This is a genomic window from Nonomuraea sp. NPDC059007 (assembly GCF_042740555.1).
In the GTDB taxonomy this organism is placed as follows: Bacteria; Actinomycetota; Actinomycetes; order Streptosporangiales; family Streptosporangiaceae; genus Nonomuraea.
In genome coordinates, this window is sequence record NZ_JBHYJD010000001.1 from 45865 (window position 1) to 64589 (window position 18725).

The 18725-nt window shown below is 72.1% G+C and carries 18 protein-coding genes; 5 read left to right on the plus strand and 13 right to left on the minus strand.

The window, feature by feature from the left end; genetic code table 11:
• Positions 1-9: 9 nt before the first annotated feature.
• From ACFWY5_RS00230 to ACFWY5_RS00275, 10 genes are all read right to left on the minus strand, one after another.
• Positions 10-1203 carry an FAD-dependent monooxygenase gene (locus ACFWY5_RS00230; protein ID WP_379630119.1) on the minus strand — a complete coding sequence of 398 codons (1194 nt, stop codon included), beginning with the start codon at positions 1201-1203 and terminating at the stop codon, positions 10-12.
• Positions 1200-2594, minus strand: a complete 1395-nt coding sequence (locus ACFWY5_RS00235) for an MFS transporter (RefSeq protein ID WP_379610230.1) — start codon at positions 2592-2594, stop codon at positions 1200-1202. The genes ACFWY5_RS00230 and ACFWY5_RS00235 overlap by 4 nt, the downstream gene beginning before the upstream one ends.
• A 579-nt stretch (positions 2595-3173) precedes the next feature.
• On the minus strand, positions 3174-4064 hold the full coding sequence (locus ACFWY5_RS00240) for a YoaK family protein (protein ID WP_379630120.1): 891 nt from the start codon (positions 4062-4064) through the stop codon (positions 3174-3176).
• Between the two features lie 172 nt (positions 4065-4236).
• Positions 4237-5349 carry a DUF3500 domain-containing protein gene (locus ACFWY5_RS00245; protein ID WP_379630121.1) on the minus strand — a complete coding sequence of 371 codons (1113 nt, stop codon included), beginning with the start codon at positions 5347-5349 and terminating at the stop codon, positions 4237-4239.
• A complete protein-coding gene (locus ACFWY5_RS00250; RefSeq protein WP_379630122.1) occupies positions 5346-5558 on the minus strand; it encodes a hypothetical protein in 213 nt (70 codons plus the stop codon). Before ACFWY5_RS00250 ends, ACFWY5_RS00245 begins: the two co-directional genes overlap by 4 nt.
• Positions 5555-6352: an alpha/beta fold hydrolase gene (locus ACFWY5_RS00255; RefSeq protein ID WP_379630123.1), complete on the minus strand. Its 798-nt coding sequence runs from the start codon at positions 6350-6352 to the stop codon at positions 5555-5557. The genes ACFWY5_RS00250 and ACFWY5_RS00255 overlap by 4 nt, the downstream gene beginning before the upstream one ends.
• A gap of 114 nt (positions 6353-6466) precedes the next feature.
• Entirely contained in the window at positions 6467-6595 is a 129-nt protein-coding gene (locus ACFWY5_RS00260) for a hypothetical protein (protein WP_379610236.1), read from the minus strand.
• A gap of 149 nt (positions 6596-6744) precedes the next feature.
• Entirely contained in the window at positions 6745-7362 is a 618-nt protein-coding gene (locus tag ACFWY5_RS00265) for a TetR/AcrR family transcriptional regulator (RefSeq protein WP_379610237.1), read from the minus strand.
• A 92-nt stretch (positions 7363-7454) separates the two neighbouring features.
• Positions 7455-8591, minus strand: coding sequence for a pyridoxal phosphate-dependent aminotransferase (locus ACFWY5_RS00270; protein ID WP_379610238.1), 1137 nt, complete (start codon positions 8589-8591; stop codon positions 7455-7457).
• The gene (locus ACFWY5_RS00275; RefSeq protein WP_379630124.1) at positions 8588-9238 is read right to left on the minus strand and encodes a methyltransferase; all 651 of its coding nucleotides are present in this window, start codon (positions 9236-9238) and stop codon (positions 8588-8590) included. The genes ACFWY5_RS00270 and ACFWY5_RS00275 overlap by 4 nt, the downstream gene beginning before the upstream one ends.
• Positions 9239-9312: 74 nt before the next feature.
• Between ACFWY5_RS00275 and ACFWY5_RS00280 the strand changes: the two genes are divergently transcribed.
• Together ACFWY5_RS00280 and ACFWY5_RS00285 are read left to right on the plus strand one after the other, a co-directional pair.
• Positions 9313-11133 carry a gamma-glutamyltransferase family protein gene (locus ACFWY5_RS00280; RefSeq protein ID WP_379630125.1) on the plus strand — a complete coding sequence of 607 codons (1821 nt, stop codon included), beginning with the start codon at positions 9313-9315 and terminating at the stop codon, positions 11131-11133.
• Positions 11134-11263: 130 nt separating this feature from the next.
• A complete protein-coding gene (locus ACFWY5_RS00285) occupies positions 11264-11563 on the plus strand; it encodes a hypothetical protein (protein ID WP_379610241.1) in 300 nt (99 codons plus the stop codon).
• Positions 11564-11569: 6 nt separating this feature from the next.
• Here ACFWY5_RS00285 and ACFWY5_RS00290 read toward each other — a convergent pair whose 3' ends face one another.
• Positions 11570-12280: a hypothetical protein gene (locus tag ACFWY5_RS00290; RefSeq protein WP_379630126.1), complete on the minus strand. Its 711-nt coding sequence runs from the start codon at positions 12278-12280 to the stop codon at positions 11570-11572.
• Between the two features lie 113 nt (positions 12281-12393).
• On the opposite strand from ACFWY5_RS00290, the gene ACFWY5_RS00295 reads away from it, so the two are divergent.
• Positions 12394-15510 (plus strand): S8 family serine peptidase, encoded by a 3117-nt coding sequence (locus tag ACFWY5_RS00295; RefSeq protein ID WP_379630127.1) that lies wholly within the window; start codon positions 12394-12396, stop codon positions 15508-15510.
• 62 nt (positions 15511-15572) lie between these two features.
• Here ACFWY5_RS00295 and ACFWY5_RS00300 read toward each other — a convergent pair whose 3' ends face one another.
• Positions 15573-15917 (minus strand): VOC family protein, encoded by a 345-nt coding sequence (locus ACFWY5_RS00300; RefSeq protein ID WP_379610244.1) that lies wholly within the window; start codon positions 15915-15917, stop codon positions 15573-15575.
• Positions 15918-16036: 119 nt separating this feature from the next.
• Between ACFWY5_RS00300 and ACFWY5_RS00305 the strand changes: the two genes are divergently transcribed.
• Positions 16037-17239, plus strand: a complete 1203-nt coding sequence (locus ACFWY5_RS00305) for an MFS transporter (protein WP_379630128.1) — start codon at positions 16037-16039, stop codon at positions 17237-17239.
• A complete protein-coding gene (locus tag ACFWY5_RS00310; RefSeq protein WP_379630129.1) occupies positions 17239-17610 on the plus strand; it encodes a MerR family DNA-binding transcriptional regulator in 372 nt (123 codons plus the stop codon). Before ACFWY5_RS00305 ends, ACFWY5_RS00310 begins: the two co-directional genes overlap by 1 nt.
• On the opposite strand, the gene ACFWY5_RS00315 is transcribed toward ACFWY5_RS00310, so the two are convergent.
• Positions 17611-18579 carry an alpha/beta hydrolase gene (locus ACFWY5_RS00315; protein ID WP_379610247.1) on the minus strand — a complete coding sequence of 323 codons (969 nt, stop codon included), beginning with the start codon at positions 18577-18579 and terminating at the stop codon, positions 17611-17613. It lies immediately after the preceding gene.
• Between the last annotated feature and the right edge of the window lie 146 nt (positions 18580-18725).

Genomic DNA, 18725 nt, shown 5'->3' on the forward strand with positions numbered 1-18725 from the left:
ACGTGAGGGTCAACCGGTCATCGTGGGCGTGAATTCGGGCAGGGTGAGGGCCGAATGGGCCGGTCGTCCCTCAGCCGGGGGGATGGCGCTGAGCTTGCGCAGCCTGTCGTTGCGCTGCTCCAGAGCCTCCGCGGTGGTCGGAAAGAGCGTGGCGCCGCCCTCGCCGACCAGTCCCTGGTTCACGGTCACGAACTCGCGGGTGCTCTGCTCGTAGGCGGCGAAGCCCGCCGCGGGGTCCCGGCCGACGAGAGAACCCGCGAGCATGTACGCGCCGACGAGCGCGAGGCTGGTGCCCTGCCCGGAAAGGAACGAGGGCGCGTACGCGGCGTCGCCCACCAGCGCGACCCTGCCGCTGGACCAGCCGGGCATGCGGATCTGGCTGACCGCGTCGAAGAACACGTCGTCCGTCTCGCGCATGGCGGCCAGCATGCCCGGAACCTCCCATCCCGCGTCGGCGAAGACCTCGGCCACCAGGTTCCGCTGCGCCTCCGGGTCCGGGAACGCGTCGAACGGCGGTTGCGGCCGGGCGAAGTTCAGGAAGGCGTGCACGTCGTCGTTGTCCCCCACGGCGTACAGGGCCGCGGCCCTGCCAGGGGTGTTCCACATGACGGTCTCGTGCGAGAGCCCGAAGGTGTTGCGCATGGTGAACACCGCGAAGCAGTAGCCGAGGTAACGGTGAAATTGCTCCTCGGGCCCGAACAGCATCTCCCGCGTGCGCGAGTGCAGGCCCTCCGCGCCGACCACCATGTCGAACGTACGGCTGCCGCCCCCGCTGAAAGTGACGTCGACCCCGTCGCCGGACTGGTCGAGGGCGTCGATGGAGTCGTTGAACACGAACTCCACGTCGTCACGGACCGCCGCGTACAGAGCGTTGGTCAGGTCCCCGCGCCGCACCTCCAGGTCCTTCCCCTCGACACCTCCGCTGACGGCATGCGGATGGATCGAGGCCACCTCACCGCCGTCCCCGTCGAGGAAAGTCAGCCGGCGCAGGTCGATGTGCACGTCCCGCAGCCGCGGCAGGATTCCCATCCTGCGGACGACCTCCAGCGCGGTGCCGCGCACGTCGATGGGATAACCGCCGGCACGGAGCGTGCCCGACTTCTCCACCACCGTGACCGCGTATCCGTAGCGGTTCAGCCAGAACGCGAGGGCGGGCCCCGCGATGCTCGCCCCCGAGACGAGAATCGTGCGCCTCGATGTCATTCCTTGACTCCTTTGCTCATGGTACGGACGACCAGCAGCGACAGCGCCGTGACGACGCCGGCGACGACGAAGCCGGTGACGTAGGCCGACTCCGCCGGGACAGTCGAACCGGCGGCGGTCCCGGCGGTGAGGAAGGCGCCGCTGACCTGTGCGCCCGCGGCGAAGCCGATCACGCGAGTCACCAGGACCAGGCTGGTCGCGGTGCCGGTGTTGCCGTGATCGACGGAGGTGGCGGTCTTGACGACCATCGCCGTGATGCAGATACCGCTGGCCAGGGCGATCAGCGCCTTGGCGACGACGAGGTGCCAGACCTCGCTGTGCAGGAACGCCAGCGTGAGCAGCGTCGCCGCCATGACGCCGACCCCGGCGCCGACCACGGCGGGCGAGCCGAAACGCCGCGCCAGGACCCCGCCCACCGGCCCGCTGACCGCCGCCGCGATGGCGCCGGGCAACAGGTAGCGCCCGATGTCGGTGGAGCTGGCCGCGAAGCCGTACCCGTCGGCGGACAGCGAGAACAGTTGCGGGACGAGGAACATCGACACCGCGGTACCCACGCAGACCGCGAACGTGATCACGTAGGAACTCCAGATCGCGGGCCTCGTGAGCAGCCGCAGATCGACCATCGGCGCGGGCGAGCGGCGTTCCACGAAGATCCATCCGGCCACGAGGACGACCAGGAGCACCACGACGGCGCCGAGCAGGACGGGCCGGCTGCCGATCTCGGGGGCCATCGAGAGCCCGAGCATGAGCGTCAGGAGAACGCCGCTCAGGAGAGCCAGTCCCGGCCAGTCGATCCTGGCGTCCGACCGGGCGGGCGGATCGTGCGGCATCAGCTTCTGGACGAACAGGGTCGTCACGATGACGGCGAACGTCGGAATCGCGAACATCCAGTGCCGGGACAGCCCTTCCGCGATGGGCCCGGCGATCAGCGTGCCCAGCATGCCGCCGCCGATGAACAACCCGCTGACCACCCCGATGGCCACCTGGGACTCTCCCGGCGAGAGGTACTTGCGTACCAGGATGATCGAGAGTGGCAGCGTGCCCACCATCGCGCCCTGCAGTACCTGACCGAGCAGCAGCACCGCCATGTTCGGCGCCAGCGAGGACACCAGACCCCCGGCCGAGACCACCGCCATCAGCCGGACCAGGACCCATTTCCCGCCGTAACGGTCGCCGAGATTACCCGCGATGGGCGCGACGAGAGCACCGGTGACGAGCATCGCGGTGCTGAGCAGTGCCCCCTGGGTGGGATTGATGGACAGTTCGCGTTGCAGCAGCGGGAGCGTCGGCGCCACCACCGACTCCAGGACACCGGTGACGGCTGCCAGCATGCCGAGAGCCACGACAGCGGCCCTCCCCATGCGGATCGGGGGGGCCAGGGGTGTGGTCATGGAAGGTCCTTTCCTCGTTTCCGGGCGAGTAGGGAGGTGGGCGGCGTGCGTAACGCCGCCGCCTCGCCGGGAGTACTCACGCCGCGAGCGCGAAGTACGAAGCCCGCCGCGAGCACACCCGCCGCCGCGCGGCGGGCGTGCCGGTGCGGGCCCAAGGTTGTTCAGGAGCCGGGTGAACTTCGCGATGGCCACGATCGGTCTCGCGAAGGGGCGGCATCCTCGGCCGCGGCCGGCGTCGTGCGGGCCGCCGCCGATGTCGAGGGCGAAGCCGCCGGGCAGCCGGTGGCCGGTCGGGACGGCCGGTCGCGTGGGTGCGGGCCGTCGATGGCGCGGTGGTTCAGGTCGTCGGGCTTGGCGGTGGGCTTCGTGGGATCTTCATCACTGGTCTCCCTCGGCGATCGCCGCGTACACGGTCGGGGTGTGGTGCCTTGTCGTGAGTACGGGCGGTCGGGGTGTGGTGCCTTGGCGTGCGTGCGGAGGTCAGGGTGTGGGCCGGATGTGCGTGCGGGCGGTCAGGGTGTGGTGCCTTGTCGTGAGTGCAGGCGGTCGGGGTGTGGTGCCTTGGCGTGCGTGCGGAGGTCAGGGTGTGGGGTCGGGCGTGGGTATGGGCTGGTCAGGGTGAATTGCCGGGCGGGTGTACGCGTGGCCTAGGCCGGTCACCACCAGCACGACGAGCGCTGCCACCGCCACCGCCACGCCTTCGTGCACCTGGCACAGTGCCGCGCCGGCGACCGCTCCGACGATCATGAGGGCGACGGCCGCGACCCGGCGCCGTGCCCCTTGACCGCGGGCCGCCCCCAGCCGCGAGTCCGCCGCGAGGCCGGTCAGCGTGGAGGTGACGACCACGGTGGTGACGTCCTTCACCCCCAGGTGGCGCGCCGTCGCCGCCTGCACCCCCATGGCGAGGGCGAGCGACGCCGCCATCGACGCGCGGGCGGCAGGGCTGCCCGCCCCGACCACGGCCAGGCCGACCGCCGTGGCGGCCAGAACCAGCCCGACACCTCCCAGCAGACTCGTGCACCTGCCGCTCCAGCCCGGGGCCGCGGTACGCAGCACCCGCCCGGCCACGGCCGCACCGGCGACAAAGGACACCAGCGCCACGACCGGACCGAGCACGGGCAGCCCCGTCCCGCCGATGGCCGCCATGCCGAGGATGACCACGTTGCCCGTCATGTTGCCCGCGAACACCTGGTCCAGGCGCAGATACCCGACAGCGTCGACGACGCCCGTCGCGAAGGTGAGAGCGAGCATCAGCCCCAGCGTCGTGACCCGCCACCCCACAAACCGGCCACGGCCACGGGCGCAGGCGCGGGCGCGGGTGCTGGTCCGGGTGCTGGCCCTGGCGCGGGTGCTACCGCTAGCGCCGGTGGTGGTGGCGCCCGTGCCGGTGGTGGCGCGGGCGCTGGAACCGGTGCCGGTGCCAGTGCCGGTGGTGGCGCTGGTGCTGGTGTCGTGTGCGGTGGTGCTCATTGTCTTGCCGCGTGATCCTGGGCGCCGCGCGGGTTCGCCGCTACGGGCGCGTTGGCGCCCTGGTCCGGTGTGGGCCGGTTCGGCGCGTACACGCTGATGGGTTCTTGCGGCGGGCGGCGGCTTGCGGCGGTTAGGGGTGGCTGGTGACCGGACATGTCGTTCACATCTCGTCCTATGGCCGGTGGTGGGCGGCGTGGTGGGCGGCGAGGACGTCGCCGCCGAAGTCACTCTCCGGGTCCCGCCACACGGCGTGGGCGTGGTTGACGCCGCGGTGGATGTTGGTCCACTCGACGAGCAGCCGCGGGCCCTGCAGTCGGTAGTAGTGCGGCTCGCCCGCGGTCGTGGAGCCGGCCCAGGCGAGGTGCACGGTGTCGAGCGCCGCCGGGTCGTCGTAGAGGGGCAGCCGGGACAGCCCGTCGGGGACGCGGTCGAGGTAGGTGGCGAGCAGGGCGCGCAGCAGTTCCCTCTGCGTGGTGTCCAGTTCGGCGCCGGGCACGCCCTTGGGGGCCGGGGTGAGGGCCAGGGCCTGCTGGTCCGTGCCGTAGAGGCCGGTGGCCGGGTTCTCGGCACCGTCCGGGGTGTGCTGGCCGGGGCGCCAGAGTTCGCTGCGCCGCACCACGCGGTCGCCGATCCGGTCGCTGTTGCCCGCCACGATGTCGTTCGGGGCGCGCCCCAGCAGCACGGCGCGGGCGGCGGACTCGGGGCGCAGGGAGCGGACCAGCTCGCGGGCCAGGTCCTCGGCCGTTCCCAGCGGGCGCAGCGTCGCGCCGCCCAGCAGTGGCGACGCGGCCGGGTCAGCGCCCAGGAAGCACGGGGTGGTGGCGGCGACGCGCCCGTCCACGACGAGGTAGTTGAGCGAGACGTGGTGGCCGCCGAACCGCCATCCCCACGGCCGCTGCCCGCCGGGCTCGCCGAAGACCCTCAGGTAGTACATGGCGGGGTCGCGGGAACGTTCCCGTCCCCAGTTCACCGAGAAGCCCTCGACGCGGTCGAGCACGTTCTCCAGGCCGAGCACGGTGGCGACGGTGGTGTATCCGGCTTCGGACAGTCCGCTCGCGACCAGCCGCATCACCAGCCGGTGCTGGGCGGGGCGCTGCTGGTGGAAGGTGAGGCCGCCGTGGTCGGTGGGCGTGTAGTACCAGCGGGTGCGTTCGGCGTCGGCCGTGCCGTCGGCGTCCGGCGGCGGTCCGGCCGCGAGCGCGAGCTGGTCGGCGTTCAGGGAGGCCAGCCAAGCCTGGGCCGCCTCGGCCATGCGGCTCGCGACCTCGCGGGCGGCGTCGATCACCGCTGCCCCCGCTGAACGTGTGCCCGCACGAACTCCGCGCCGCGCACCTGCGGAGCCCGCCCGGCGATGCCCGCCGCGGCGACCCGGACGCGGGCGCGCGTGGCGCCGTTCATGTCGCCGTCACCAGCGACCCGGACGCGGGCGCGCGTGGTGCCGTTCACGCGGCCGTCACCAGTGACCCGGACGCGGGCGCGCGTGGCGCCGTTCACGGGGCCGTCACCTTGAGGAACTCGCGCACCCAGCGGCCGATCGAGTCCGCGAACTCCATCGTGATCGCGTGCCGCCCGCCCTCGATCGAACGCAGTTCGGCGTCCGGGATCCGCTGCTCCATCAGAACGGCGCCGGCGTAGGGGGCCAGCCGGTCCGCCGTGCCGTGCACGATCAGGGTGGGCGCGGTGATCTCCCCGAGGTGGTCGCGGACCTCGTGCTGCCGGGCGACGGCGTGGCGGCGGGCGCTCTGCTCGGGATCGCGGACGGTGAGCGTCTGGGCGGCTCGGGTGCGCAGATCGGCCTCGCCTTCTGGGGTGAGGAAGAAGCCCGAGAGCGCGTTCTGCCGGTCGTCGTGGGACATGCCCAGCAGCTCGTCGACCGCCTCGACGCACATCGCGTAGCTCGGCGTGGTGGCGACCAGGATGAGCGAGGCGACCCGCCCGGGATGCCGGAGCGCGGCGTGCTGCGCGACGGCGCCGCCGAAGGAAGTGCCCAGGAGGTGCGCGCGCTGGAGCCCCAGCGCGTCCAGCAGGGCGACGAGGTCATCGGCGAGGTCGCCCAGCGTGTACGGAAGCGGCGGGTTCACGGTGATCCCCGAATCGCGTTGATCGTAGGAGATCGCCCGGATGCCCGCGCCGAGGTGCGTGCGGAGTGTCGCGAACTGGGTCCGGTCGCTCTCTCCGCCATGAACGAGCACGAGCGGCACACCACTGCCGCCATCGATATATCCGACTTCGAGCTCACCCGCGCGTATGGAGGTGGCGGGTTCGCGCTTTTCCTGATGAGTGGCCACTGCTGGCCCCCTTCGTCCGACAAGATACGTAGACACTTATCTGATTTGAGATGAGCGTATCACTTCACTGCTTGTTTAGGGAGGCCCGCATCACACGATTAGAGCTGCCCGACTTCATGATGCGCGCATGGCGCGGCGGACACCGCAGCGGTTCTGGGTGACGTGACGCCGCACTCGCCGCCCGTCGGTGACGGGCGGCACGGTGGCGGCGCCCACGGTCGCGATCAGCGCGCTCGCCGACACCGACCCGCTGGTACGGCGGCGCCGTCAACGACGGCCAAGTGCAGCGCCTTCACCAGCGGCCAACTGCGTTGCCGCCAACGGCGGCCCAGTGTGGTGCCGCCAACGGCGGCCAGGTAAGAAGCCGGGCAACACGATGCCCGCGTGGCGGATCAGCCCGCGCGCGCCCACCCGCGCAACGCGCCGCGATAGGCCTCGGTCAGCCGGGTGATGACCTCCCGGCGGGACAGGTCCGTCTGCTGCAGCAGATCCTGGATTTCCCGCGGGTCGTACATCATGTTGTTAAGGAACAGGGCGTACTCGATTATGTCGTCCGGGAGGCCGATGTCGGCGAGCAGCCCGCGCACCGGCTCGGCCCAGGCGTCACGCAGGGCGGTGATGATCTCGTTCCCGTCGTGGAGCCGCTCCAGGTAGCCCCGCCGCGATCGGATCTGCACCAGCGCCGGGCCGTGCTCGGCGAGCAAATCCACCCATTTGTCCACCACGGAGTCGAACAGCGGCTGCCCTTCCGCGGTCGAGGCCGCGGTGAAGTCGCGGAGTTCCTCGACGACGCTGAGCACATAGGCCGCGAGCACGTCGTCCACGGTGGAGTAGTAGCGGTAGGCGGTGGCCGGGCCGATCTCCGCTCGGGACGCGACGGCCTGCATGGTGAGCTGGTCGGGCGCTTCCCTGGCGAGTTCCCCGACGGCCTCGAGGAGGCGCCGGCGGTTGCGGCGGGTGTCGCTACGCAGTTTGCCCTCCCCACGTGGGGCGTCCCGCTGATCGGTCACAGGCCTCCTCCGCCCTCATCGAAGTGCAGGCGAAGGATATCCCGTCCGGGTGGCGGGCGTTCGACCGCGCGGACCCGCGCGGACCGGGCGCGTCAGGATCTCGCACCGCCCAGGTGATCGACGATGCGGGCCAGCCCGGTCCGCAGGTCGTCCTCGGAGGCGGCGAACGAGATCCGTACGTGCCCCTCGCCCGAAGGCCCGTACTCGGCGCCGGCCCGGACCATCACCTTCCGCTCGGCGAGCTCGCGGGCGACCACCTCGGACGGCAGGCCGGCGTCGTAGCGGAGGAACCCGTAGAACGCCCCCTCGGGCGGAGCCAGGTGCAGGCCGGGGATGCCGGACAGGTGCGCGACCACGAGCTCGCGGCGCCGCCGGTACGTGCCGACCATGGCCTCGACCACGCCGTCCGGCAGATCGAGGGCGGCGAGGGCCGCGTACTGGACCGCCGTGTTCAACGAGCCGTCGCAGGTCCGGTGCATGTGGGCCGCCGCGTCGACCACCTCGCGCGGCCCGGCCAGGTACCCCACCCGCCAGCCGGTCATCGCGTACGTCTTGGAGAACGTCTGCACGTAGACCGTCCGGTCCCGCAACGATTCGATCTCCAGCGCGGAGGTGAACACATGCCCCGGATAGACCAGCCGGTGGTAGGCCTCATCGCTGACGACCAGGACGTCGGAGCCGTCGAGGAGTTCCCCGAGCGCCTTGAGCTCCCGCTCGCCGTGCACGATGCCGGTCGGGTTCGAGGGGTTCGAGAAGATCATCATCGTGGCCCCGGGAAGCGCGGCGGCCAGCGCGTCGAGGTCCCAGTGCAGGTCGGGGGCGAGTGGAACGAAGTCCACGGTGCCTCCGGCGAGGACGACCAGGTCGGCGTAGAGCGAGTAGGCGGGCTCCGGGATGACCACGCGGTCGCCGGGGCCGACCGTCGCGAGCACGACGGCGGCCAGCGCGGCGGTGGCGCCGTGGGTGATCACGACGTCGTCGGCGGTCCAGGTCCGGCCGGGACGCGCCGGCAGCCCGGAGGCGAGCGCGGCGCGCAGTTCCCGCAGGCCTTTCTGGTCGGCGTAATGGGTGTACCCCTCGCGCAGGGCGGCCACGGCCGCCTCGACCACCGGCGCAGGTGTCGGGAAGTCCGGTTCGCCCATGGCGAGGGAGACGGCTCCCGGCGGGGCCGGGGCCAGGGCCGGACGCCGCGAGAGGCGGCGCAGTTCCTCCATCCGGAAGGCGGTCACCGGGCCGCCGCCGTACGCACGGCGAGGATGCGCTGCCGGAGCGCCGCCTCCCTCTCGACGATCCCGTCGATCGCGGCCACGACCCCCTTCACCCGGTCCCGAGGGACGACGACGACGCCGTCGGCGTCACCGACGAGCACGTCGCCCGCCGCCACCACCACGCCGCCGACCGCCACCGGGGCTCCGATGGCGCCGGGGCCGTTCTTGAACGGTCCTGCGGGGGTGATCGCCCGCGCGTACACGGGCAGGCCCATCTCCGACAGCGTCTGGACGTCGCGTACGGCGCCGTCGACCACCGCGCCGACGACCCCGGCGTTGACCATGATCTCGCCGATGAGGCCGCCGATCAGCGCTCGGGTCATGTCCCCGTGCCCGTTGACGACCAGGACGTCGCCCGGCCTGGCCTCGTCGAGCGCCCGGTGGATGGCCAGGTTGTCACCCGAGCGCACTTCCACCGGCAGGGCGTTCCCGAGGAGCGCGGCGCGCTCGGTGAACAGCCGGATGCCGCCGTCCATGACGGTCATCCGCTGCAGCGCGTCGCCGACGTCGGCGGCCGGCACCTCCCCCAGCCGGCGGGTCTCCTCCGCCGGCACCCGGTCCCAGCCCGGAGCGATGAACACGCTGTCCGTCGCCGCATGAATGAACATGATGGCTACTCCATTCTCAAATGAGATACTGTTCCCAGATGAGATGACCATAACGCTTAAGGCGTCCGCCTACAATGACGCGGGCTCGACGAACCCCCATCGATCCGCCGCAGCCGAAAGGATCCAGTGTGTTCACCACCCGGCCCGAACTGGCGGGAAATTTCGGAATGGTCGCCAGCACCCACTGGCTGGCCTCCGCGACAGGCATGAGCGTGCTCGAAGGCGGCGGCAACGCGTTCGACGCGGCGGTCGCGGCCGGATTCGTCCTGCAGGTGGCGGAACCACACCTGAACGGGCCGGCCGGCGAGGTGCCGATCCTGCTCTGGGACGAGTCCGCGCGGAAGGTGTCCGTCGTCTGCGGCCAGGGCGTCGCTCCCGGCTCGGCGACCATCGACCGCCTCACCGCCCTCGGCGTCGAGGTCATGCCGGGCACCGGCCTGCTCGCCGCCACGGTGCCCGGGGCGTTCGGCGGCTGGATGCTCATGCTGGAGCGCTGGGGCACCTGGTCGGTCGCCGAGGTGCTCGAACCCGCGATCCACTACGCCGAGCACGGCGTACCGGTTCTGGACCGCATCTCGGCCACCATCGAGACGGTCGAGCGGTTGTTCACCGACGACTGGCCGACCTCCGCGGCGACGTGGCTGCCCGGCGGGAAGGCGCCCGTGCCCGGGTCACGGCTGACGAACCCCGTGCTCGCCGCCACCTATCGCCGCATCGTCGCCGAGGCCGTCGGCAGCACCAGGGAGGCCCAGATCGCCAATGCCCGCGACGCCTGGTACCGCGGCTTCGTCGCCGAGGCGATCGCCGAGTTCAGCGCCACGACCGCGTGGCGTGACAGCTCGGGCGAGGTACACGGCGGGTTGCTCACCGGCGACGACCTCGCCTCATGGTCGGCGACCGTGGAGGAGCCGCTGAGGTTCGACTATCACGGCCACACGGTGTGCAAGACGGGGCCGTGGGGTCAGGGTCCGGCGTTCCTCCAGCAGCTCGCGTTGCTGTCCGGCTACGACCTGACCGCGATGGGTCACCTGAGCGCCGACTACGTCCACACGGTGATCGAGTGCGCCAAGCTGGCCTTCGCCGACCGCGAGGCCTGGTACGGCGACACGCCGGACGTCCCCATGCGCGACCTGCTCAGCGACGCCTACAACGCCGAGCGCCGCGGCCTCGTCGGCACGGAGGCCTCCTTCGACCTACGCCCGGGCTCGCCGGGCGGCCGCAAGCCACGACTCCCCGACTACCCGGCCCAGGAAGGCGTGTTGAGCGCCCGCGGCGTGGGCGAGCCGACGGTCGGCGCCGACGGCCGGGTACGCGGGGACACCTGCCACGTGGACGTCGTCGACCGCTACGGCAACATGGTCTCCGCCACCCCGAGCGGCGGCTGGCTGCAGAGCTCTCCCACGATTCCGTCCCTGGGCTTCTGCCTGGGCACGCGCGCGCAGATGTTCTGGCTCCAGGAGGGCCTGCCCAACTCCCTGCGTCCCGGCATCCGCCCCCGTACCACCCTGTCCCCGTCGTTCGCCCTGCGCGACGGCAAGCCCTGGATGGCCTTCGGCACCCCGGGCGGCGACCAGCAGGACCAGTGGAGCGTGAACTTCTTCCTCGCCCTCGTCCACGGCGGCGGGCTGAACCTGCAGGAGGCCGTCGACGCCCCGATGTTCCACACGGAACACTTCCCCAGCTCCTTCTACCCGCGCGCGTCCCGCCCCGGCGTCATGCACGTCGAGGACAGGATCGGCCCCGGCGTCGTGGCGGAGCTGCGCCGCCGCGGTCACGAGGTGGAAACCCGCGACGGGTGGTCGCTCGGCAGGCTCAGCGCGGTGTCCCGCGACGGCACGTTCCTCCGCGCGGCGGCCAACCCCCGCGGCGCCCAGGGCTACGCGGCCGGCCGCTGACGGTCAGTGAAGGGTCGGCGTTTGGCCTGGTTCGTATCAAACGCGGCGTTGACTGGGCGGTATCTGGGTTTGGGTTGTGGGCGGTGGTCGCCAGATCGGTACCACCCCGGACAACACCAAGGGAGAAGGCATGACTTTCATGCGGGCGGCGGCACGGTTGACGTCCATCGGGCTGGTCGGTGCCGCCATCGGCGTGCTGCCCGCACTGCCCGCGCCCGCCGAGGCGCACGGGACGGTGACGGCCGCCTGTGACCCGGCCAGGCTGGTGGCGAAGGCCAAGAAGGCCGGCAAGACGGTCACCATGAAGAACGCGAGGAAGCGGTGCGCGCGCCTGGACGGCCGGGCCAGGTCGCACACACCGGCCCCCGCGAGCGAGCCGGGTTCCGTCCAGGTCACGGACCTGCTGAACGGCCTGATCAAGCAGCGCTGACCCCGGTCACCAGCTCAGCACCTTCGACCGCCCCGGTGGGGTGAGCGGCCGGTCGGCCAGGATCCGTACGCCCAGCGGGACCAGGGCCACGCAGAGCAGGCCGGCGACCAGCGCGTCGGGGATCGAGGCGCTCTTCAGCACGCCCATCCAGGTGCCTCCGGCCAGGAGCAGCATCACCGCGCGGGCCGTACCGAGGAGCCCGGAACGCCAGGCGGCGACGGCCAGCAGGAGCGAGCCCGCGTACTGGCCGACCGAGGCCCAGACCGGCACCAGCCACGGCCCGTAGGAGATGTCCACGTACTCCTTCATGATCGCGCTCGTGGCCTGGTCCAGCCCGATGACCTCGGTGAGCTGGAAGGCGGTCTGGTCGGCGCCGGCGAAGTACAGGCGGGCGAAGAGGCCGGCGGCCAGCAGCGTGGCGCCCCAGAAGGCGAGGCCGCCGCCCACCCGCTGGGCCAGGGCGATGAAGGCGGGCAGGAGCAGCAGCGCCCCCAGCGCGAAGACCGCGTAGGCGAGGGCGAACAGGGCGGGTTCGACGGTGTACGCCAGCAGTTGGCCATAAGCGGCGAACGGCTGTGCCTCGGCCCATTCCCGCTGTTGAGGGGTGAGGGCGGTGACCGTGGCGAGGTGGCGCAGCAGCAGTCCGGCGCACAGGACCACCGGCCCCAGGACGAGCGTCACCCCGCCGATCCACCGCCCGGGAAAGTCTGTGTTCATGGAGGGCGAGTCTGGCAACGCAGGGCCGGGCGGATCATCCGCCGTTCGTCAACCGCCACCCCTGCCGAAAGTCAGGGTGTAACAAATGGATCTCTCCGGACATTGACCCAGTCATGAAGACGTTAGGCAGATCAGTGCTGGCCGCCCTCCTGGCGGCGACGATCGGCTCGACCCCGGCCGCGGCGGCGGAGGCGCCGGCCCCGCGGGCGAACGCGGTGACCCTGATCACCGGCGACCGCGTCGTACTCGCCGGGCAGGGGCATCGCGTGGAGCCGGGGCCCGGCAGGCAGGTCGGCTTCGTGAAGCAGGTGCGCGGGGGCCACCTGTACGTGATCCCGTCCGACGCCATGCCGCTGGTCGCCCAGGGCGTGCTGGACCGGCGGCTGTTCGACATCACCCAGCTCCTGGCCTGGCGGTACGGCGACGCCGACACCCCCGACATCCCCGTCATCGAGCAGGGCCTCACCGCGCCCCTGGGCTCCCTGGAGGTACGGCGGCTGCCCGGCCTGGGCATGACCGCGGCGCGGGTGCCCAAGGCGGATGCCGCCCAGGCCTGGCGGCGGCTCACCGCGTCTCGCACACTGGCGGCGGGCCGTACCAAAGTGTGGCTGGACGGCCGCAGGCCGTTCACGCTGGACGAGAGCGTCAAGCAGATCGGCGCGCCCCAAGCGTGGCAGCAGGGCATGACGGGCAAGGGCGTCACCGTCGCGGTCCTCGACTCCGGCTACGACGCCGAGCACCCGGCCTTCAAGGGCGCGGTGGTGCAGGAGCGGAACTTCAGCGACGAACCCGACATGCGCGACAACCTTGGCCACGGCACCCACGTCTCCTCGATCGTGCTCGGCAGGGGCGAGAAGTACCGGGGCGTGGCGCCCGAGGCGAGCCTGGCCATGGGGAAGGTGGGCGGGCCCGCGGGACCGACCGACTCGGCCATCCTCGCCGGTATGGAGTGGGCGGCGGTCGAGGTCAAGGCCAAGGTCGTCAACATGAGCTTCGGCGCTCCCGACGGCCCGGAGCTGGATCCGCTGGAGCAGGCGGTCGACACGCTGTCGGAGCGGACCGGCACGCTGTTCGTCGCCGCGTCGGGGAACGCGGGGCCGCATGGCAAGGTGTCCAGTCCGGGCAGCGCCGAAGCGGCCCTCACCGTGGGCGCGGTGGACAGGCAGGGCCGGATGGCCGACTTCTCCAGCCCCGGACCACGTGTGAACGACCACGCGATCAAACCCGACGTGACCGCGCCGGGCGTGGACATCACGGCCGCCGCTCCCGGGGGCGACCACCGGGCGATGAGCGGCACGTCGATGGCCACCCCGCACGTGGCGGGCGCGGCGGCGATCCTGGCCCAGCGCCATCCGGAGTGGACGGGCGCGCAGCTCAAGGCCGCGCTGACCGGCAGCGCCGCCGCCGTCCCCGGCGCGACGATCTACCAGCAGGGAGCGGGGACGATCGATCTGGTACGCGCGCTGCGGCAGCAGGTCGTACCCCGGCAGGCGAACCTGTGGGCGAGCTTCCCCTGGGACGGCACCGGCGGCCGGACGGCGACCAGGACGATCACCTACGCCAACTCCGGCGACAGCCCGCTCACCCTCGACCTGTCGGCGGACGGCGAGGTGCTGAAGCCGCCGCCCGGCCAGATCACGGTCCCGGCCGGGGGCGAGGCGTCGGTCACGCTCACCATCGACGCCGATGGAAAGGCCGCGGGCGACTACCCGGGAACGGTGACCGCCAGGTCGGGCGAGACGGTGATCCGCACCCTGGCCGGCGCGTACGTCGAGCCGGAGTCCTACGACGTGACCATCACCGCCATCGGCAGGCAGGGCCTGCCCACCGACCCGTTCTCCAGCGAGATCTACGACGCCAGGACCGGGGCCGTCCATGTGCCCGCCTTCCGGGACGGCGTGGCCAAGATCCGGCTGCCCGAAGGCGACTGGAATCTGTACACGTTCATCTGGCAGCGGATCGAGGGCAAGATGGCGATGACGGTCGCCGACAGCCCGCTGAAGGTGGACGGCGGCGACCAGCGGGTCACCGTGGACGCGCGCCGGGGCAAGGGGGTGAAGGCCACCCTCGACGATCCGAGCGCCCGGCTCCAGCCCGTCTTCGGTCTCGGGCTGGAGCACGGCAAGTGGAGCAGCTGGGGATTCATGGGCGGCACGGACCTCAACTCCGAGGTCTTCGTCGTGCCGGCCCCGTCGCCCGGCCTGGTCTACAGCCTGACGACCACCTGGCTCAGCAAGGACGTCTACACGCTGGTGGACCGTCGTACCGGCGGCCTGCCCGAGGATCCCGCGTATCACGCCAGGCAACGGGATCTGGCCAAGGTCACCACCACCTACCGCGCCGCCGCGGTGGAGGCCACCGGCACACCCCTGGTCGGGCTGCACGGCATCGGGCTGGACGCGCCGGTCGGCGAGATCGCCCTGCCCGGCACACTCACCCACTACCGCTCACCCGGGCTGATCTACGACAGCGGGCTGGAGGCCGGCACGTCGATCATGTTCGACGGCGGGAAGCTCATGAAGCGCGGGCACACCCGTGAGGTGTGGAACGCGGCGGTCACCGGGCCGTCGTTCCTGTCGCCGGGCGGCAGCCGTACCGGGGACGGCCTGAGTTTCTCCGCGCTGGGGATGTTCGCCGACGGCGGCAGGGACAGAACGGGCACGGACCTCGCCGCCACCGGCGTCGCCACGCTCGCCAAGGGCGGCCAGGTGCTGGCCAGGGCCGACCTCGCGAACTGCGACGTCTACCGGCCGCAAGGCTGCGAGCTGCGCGCGGACCTGCCCGCCGGGGCCGGCCGCTACACGCTGACCGCGTCGATGCGCAGGGAGGTTCCGCACTCCGCGCTGTCCACCGGGGTGGAGTCGGTGTGGTCGTTCCGCTCCGCGACCACGACCGGGGAGCGGCCGCTGCCGCTCATGGCGGTCCGCTACAGCCCCGAGGGGCTGGACGCGTCCAACCGCGCCAAGCCGGGCGGCGTGACCCGGCTGCCGCTGCGGATCGAGCGCAATCCCGGCTCGGCGCGGGCGGCGGTGACGTCGGTCCGGCTGGAGATGTCCGTCGACGACGGCGCGAACTGGCGTCCCGTCCCGGTCGGCCGCGCCGGCCGCGACTGGCGCGCCGTGCTGACGAACCCGGGCACGCCGGGGTTCGTCTCCCTGCGCGCGGCCGTGGCCGACAGCGCGGGCGACACCGTGACGCAGACCATCCTGCGCGCGTACGCGGTCGGCTGACCCGCCTCCGAGGGTGGCCCGGCGCGGGCCGGGCCGTCCTCGGAACCGATCGTCTCCCGGCGTCAGGCTCCGGGGCCGCCGCCGTAGCTGATCTCGTTGCCCTCCGGGTCCCGGTAGATCACCTTGACCACGCCGCCGTCGAACGTCTCGCGGTCCGCCGGCTCGATGCCCCGCCCGGCGAGCGCGGCGACCCGCTCGTCCAGGTCCTCGACGTAGGAGAACACCAGGGCGTTCCCCGCCCGCTTCGGGTCCTGCACGATGTAGACGTACCGGTGCTCGGCCACCTCCCACACCGCCTCGATCTCGTTCGGCAGGAACGACGGCCCCGCACCGAAGAACCGCTCGTACCACGGCAGCGCCGCGGCGTAGTCGGTGACGGGTATCCCGGCAAAGAGGTCGAGCGCCATGATGTCCTCCGCGTATGGTCGGCAGGTCGCCGGTACTGACCCCGGCAGCGTCGCAGACTCATCGGTGCGCGCGTTTCCCCTTGACCTTGACGCCGGCGTGAAGGTCCTAGCGTCGCCGCATGAATACGCAAGGGAGCGGCCCGCGGCTGCCGTTGTGGCTGCTGAGCCTTTTCCTCCTCGCCTTCTCCTTCGGCACCGACGACCTGATCATCGCCGGCGTCCTCCCGGACATCGCCCGCGACCTGGACGTGTCGGTCGCGATGAGCGGCCAGCTCGTCACGGTGTTCGCGCTGACCTACGCGCTGGGCGCGCCGGTCGCCGCCCTCCTGACCTCCCGGCTGCCGCGCCGGCCGGTGCTCGCCGGGGCCGCCGCCGTGTTCGTCCTGGCCAACCTCGCCGCCGCCGTCGCCCCCACGTACGGCCTGCTGATGGTGGCGCGGATCGTCTCCGGACTGGCCGCCGCCACCGCCTCTCCCGCCGCCTTCGCCGTCGCCGCCACGGCCGCCCCCGAGGGCCGGCAGGGGCGCTTCCTCGCGGTCGTCGGGGCCGGGCTGACGACCTCGCTGGTGGCCGGGGTACCGGTCGGCACCTGGATCGGCGGCGAGCTGGGCTGGCGGGCCACGATGGTCTACGTCGCCGCGATCGCCCTGCTCGCCGGGCTCGGACTGCTGCTGTCCCTGCCCGCGCTGCCGGGCACGGGAGCGTCCCGTCTCAAGGACCGGCTGGCGCCGCTACGCCGTCCCGGCACCGCCGCGGCGCTCCTGGCGATGATCCCCAGCGGCGCCGGCGGCATGATGTCCTACGTCTACATCACCGAGATCGTCGGCCGGATCGGCGGCATCCGCGGCGCCGCCGTCGCCCCGCTCATCACCGCCGTTGGCCTGGCGGGGATCGTCGGCGCGTTCGCGGGCGGCCGCCTGGTCGACGCGCTGGGCGCCCTGCGCGCGCTGATGATCCTCCTGCTCGGCGTGTTCGCCGCGCCTCTCCTCATGGCCGTCCTGGGGCTCGCCGGCGGGCCGTACCCCCTCCCCGTCGTCACGTCGCTCGTGATCCTGTACGGCCTCGCGACCTGGGGAATCGCACCGGCCACCCAGGCCTGGCTGCTGGAGCGGGCCGACGGCCCGGGTGCCGCCAACGAGCTGATCGCGCTCAACAACAGCGCCATGTTCCTCGGCTTCTCCCTGGCCGGCGGGATCGGCGGCCTGGCTCTGGAGACGTTCGGCCCGCTTGCCGTGCCCGCGACCGCCGCGGGATGCGTGCTGGTGTCGCTGGCGTTGTTCCGGAGGGCGTTCACGTCCGGCGGAAGAAGGGTGGACCGGTGATGCGGATCGGCGAGGTGGCGCGTTGCGCGGGTGTGTCCACCCGGGCGCTGCGCTACTACGAGGAGCAGGGCCTGATCAGCGCGGAGCGCGATCACAACGGCTACCGGAGGTACGACGACGGCGCCGTCCCGCTCGTGCGCGACATCGCCCGCCTGCTGCACGCCGGGCTGAGCTCGGAGGACGTGCTGCGGTTCGTGCACTGCCTGGGCACCGGCGAACCCGACCCGCCCAAGGACTGCCTGTCGCTGATCCGGACCTACTCCGAGCGGCTCGGAGCGCTGGACGCGCGCATCGCCGCCATGACCGGCGTGCGCGAGCGCCTGGCCGCCGAGATCGACCGCCTGGCGGAGACGATGGGCGACCAGAGGTGATCAGGTGGGGAGGGCCGCGAGCCAGCCGGTGAGGATCCGGTTGACCTCGTCCCCGCGCTCCTGCTGAATCCAGTGGCCGCACCCGTCGAGGATGTGCGAGCCCATCAGGCCGGGCAGCGTGGCGGGGTAGGCCTGGATCGCCTCGGTCAGCCAGGTGGTGGAGGCGTCCTGGGCCCCGCCCAGGAACAGGGACGGCTGGGTGATGGGCCGGCCGGAATGGGCGGCGAGGTCCTCCCAGTCCCGGTCCATGTTGCGGTAGCGGTTGAGCGCCCCGGTCAGGCCGGTCCGCTCGAACTCCGCGGCGTACAGGTCGAGGTCGTCCTCGCCGAGCCAGGCGGGCAGCCGCCCGGCCGGGAACCGGTCGCGCAACCTCCCGCCGCGGCTGACGAAGTGCGGGTCCGGTGCGCCGGGCGCGGGCATGGTGCCGGCGGACAAGGCGGCGTAGAAGCCCGCCAGCCAGCCGCGGACGTCCGGTTCGATCTCGGCTTCGGCCCTGCCGGGCTCCTGGAAGTAGGACACGTAGAACTCGTCGTCGCCGCCCATGCCGGCGAAGACCTCGCTGGGCCGCGGGCCACCGGGCGGCGTATAGGGAACGCTCAGCAGGGCGAGCGCGCTGAAGACGTCCGGCCGGGTGAGCGCGGAGGTGGCGGCGATGGTCGCGCCCCAGTCGTGCCCGACGATCACCGCGCTGTCGGCGCCGAGCGCCTCCACGACGGCGACGTTGTCCTCGACCAGTTCGAGCATCCGGTACGCGGACACCTCCGCCGGTTTGGCGGAGCGCCCGTAACCGCGGACGTCAACGGCCACGGCACGGTATCCGGCCGCGGCCAGGACCGGCAGCTGGTGGCGCCAGGAGTACCAGAATTCCGGGAACCCGTGCACCAGAAGCACCAGCGGTCCGGCACCCTGCTCCACGAGATGCGTCCTGCCCGCCGGGGACGAAACCAGGCGGTGTGTGAGCCTCGACATGCGTTCTCCGTTCTTTGACGCCGTCAGCTTGCGACCTTGGTGGGGATCGCCGCAAATCCCTTTGCCACTTCGGCAAAGCCGGTTCATGAACGCCTGTTCGTCTGGATCACCCAAGGAGCCCGGCGGAATTTGTGAGCCGGTCTGTG

What these genes read in the sequence shown, in the direction of transcription:
- ACFWY5_RS00230 (WP_379630119.1), bottom strand. Translation starts at nt 1,203, where the DNA reads ATGACATCGAGGCGCACGATTCTCGTCTCGGGGGCGAGCATCGCGGGG.
- ACFWY5_RS00235 (WP_379610230.1), bottom strand. Translation starts at nt 2,594, where the DNA reads ATGACCACACCCCTGGCCCCCCCGATCCGCATGGGGAGGGCCGCTGTC.
- ACFWY5_RS00240 (WP_379630120.1), bottom strand. Translation starts at nt 4,064, where the DNA reads ATGAGCACCACCGCACACGACACCAGCACCAGCGCCACCACCGGCACT.
- ACFWY5_RS00275 (WP_379630124.1), bottom strand. Translation starts at nt 9,238, where the DNA reads ATGTTCATTCATGCGGCGACGGACAGCGTGTTCATCGCTCCGGGCTGG.
- ACFWY5_RS00280 (WP_379630125.1), top strand. Translation starts at nt 9,313, where the DNA reads ATGACGCGGGCTCGACGAACCCCCATCGATCCGCCGCAGCCGAAAGGA.
- ACFWY5_RS00285 (WP_379610241.1), top strand. Translation starts at nt 11,264, where the DNA reads ATGACTTTCATGCGGGCGGCGGCACGGTTGACGTCCATCGGGCTGGTC.
- ACFWY5_RS00290 (WP_379630126.1), bottom strand. Translation starts at nt 12,280, where the DNA reads ATGAACACAGACTTTCCCGGGCGGTGGATCGGCGGGGTGACGCTCGTC.
- ACFWY5_RS00295 (WP_379630127.1), top strand. Translation starts at nt 12,394, where the DNA reads ATGAAGACGTTAGGCAGATCAGTGCTGGCCGCCCTCCTGGCGGCGACG.
- ACFWY5_RS00300 (WP_379610244.1), bottom strand. Translation starts at nt 15,917, where the DNA reads ATGGCGCTCGACCTCTTTGCCGGGATACCCGTCACCGACTACGCCGCG.
- ACFWY5_RS00305 (WP_379630128.1), top strand. Translation starts at nt 16,037, where the DNA reads ATGAATACGCAAGGGAGCGGCCCGCGGCTGCCGTTGTGGCTGCTGAGC.
- ACFWY5_RS00310 (WP_379630129.1), top strand. Translation starts at nt 17,239, where the DNA reads ATGCGGATCGGCGAGGTGGCGCGTTGCGCGGGTGTGTCCACCCGGGCG.
- ACFWY5_RS00315 (WP_379610247.1), bottom strand. Translation starts at nt 18,579, where the DNA reads ATGTCGAGGCTCACACACCGCCTGGTTTCGTCCCCGGCGGGCAGGACG.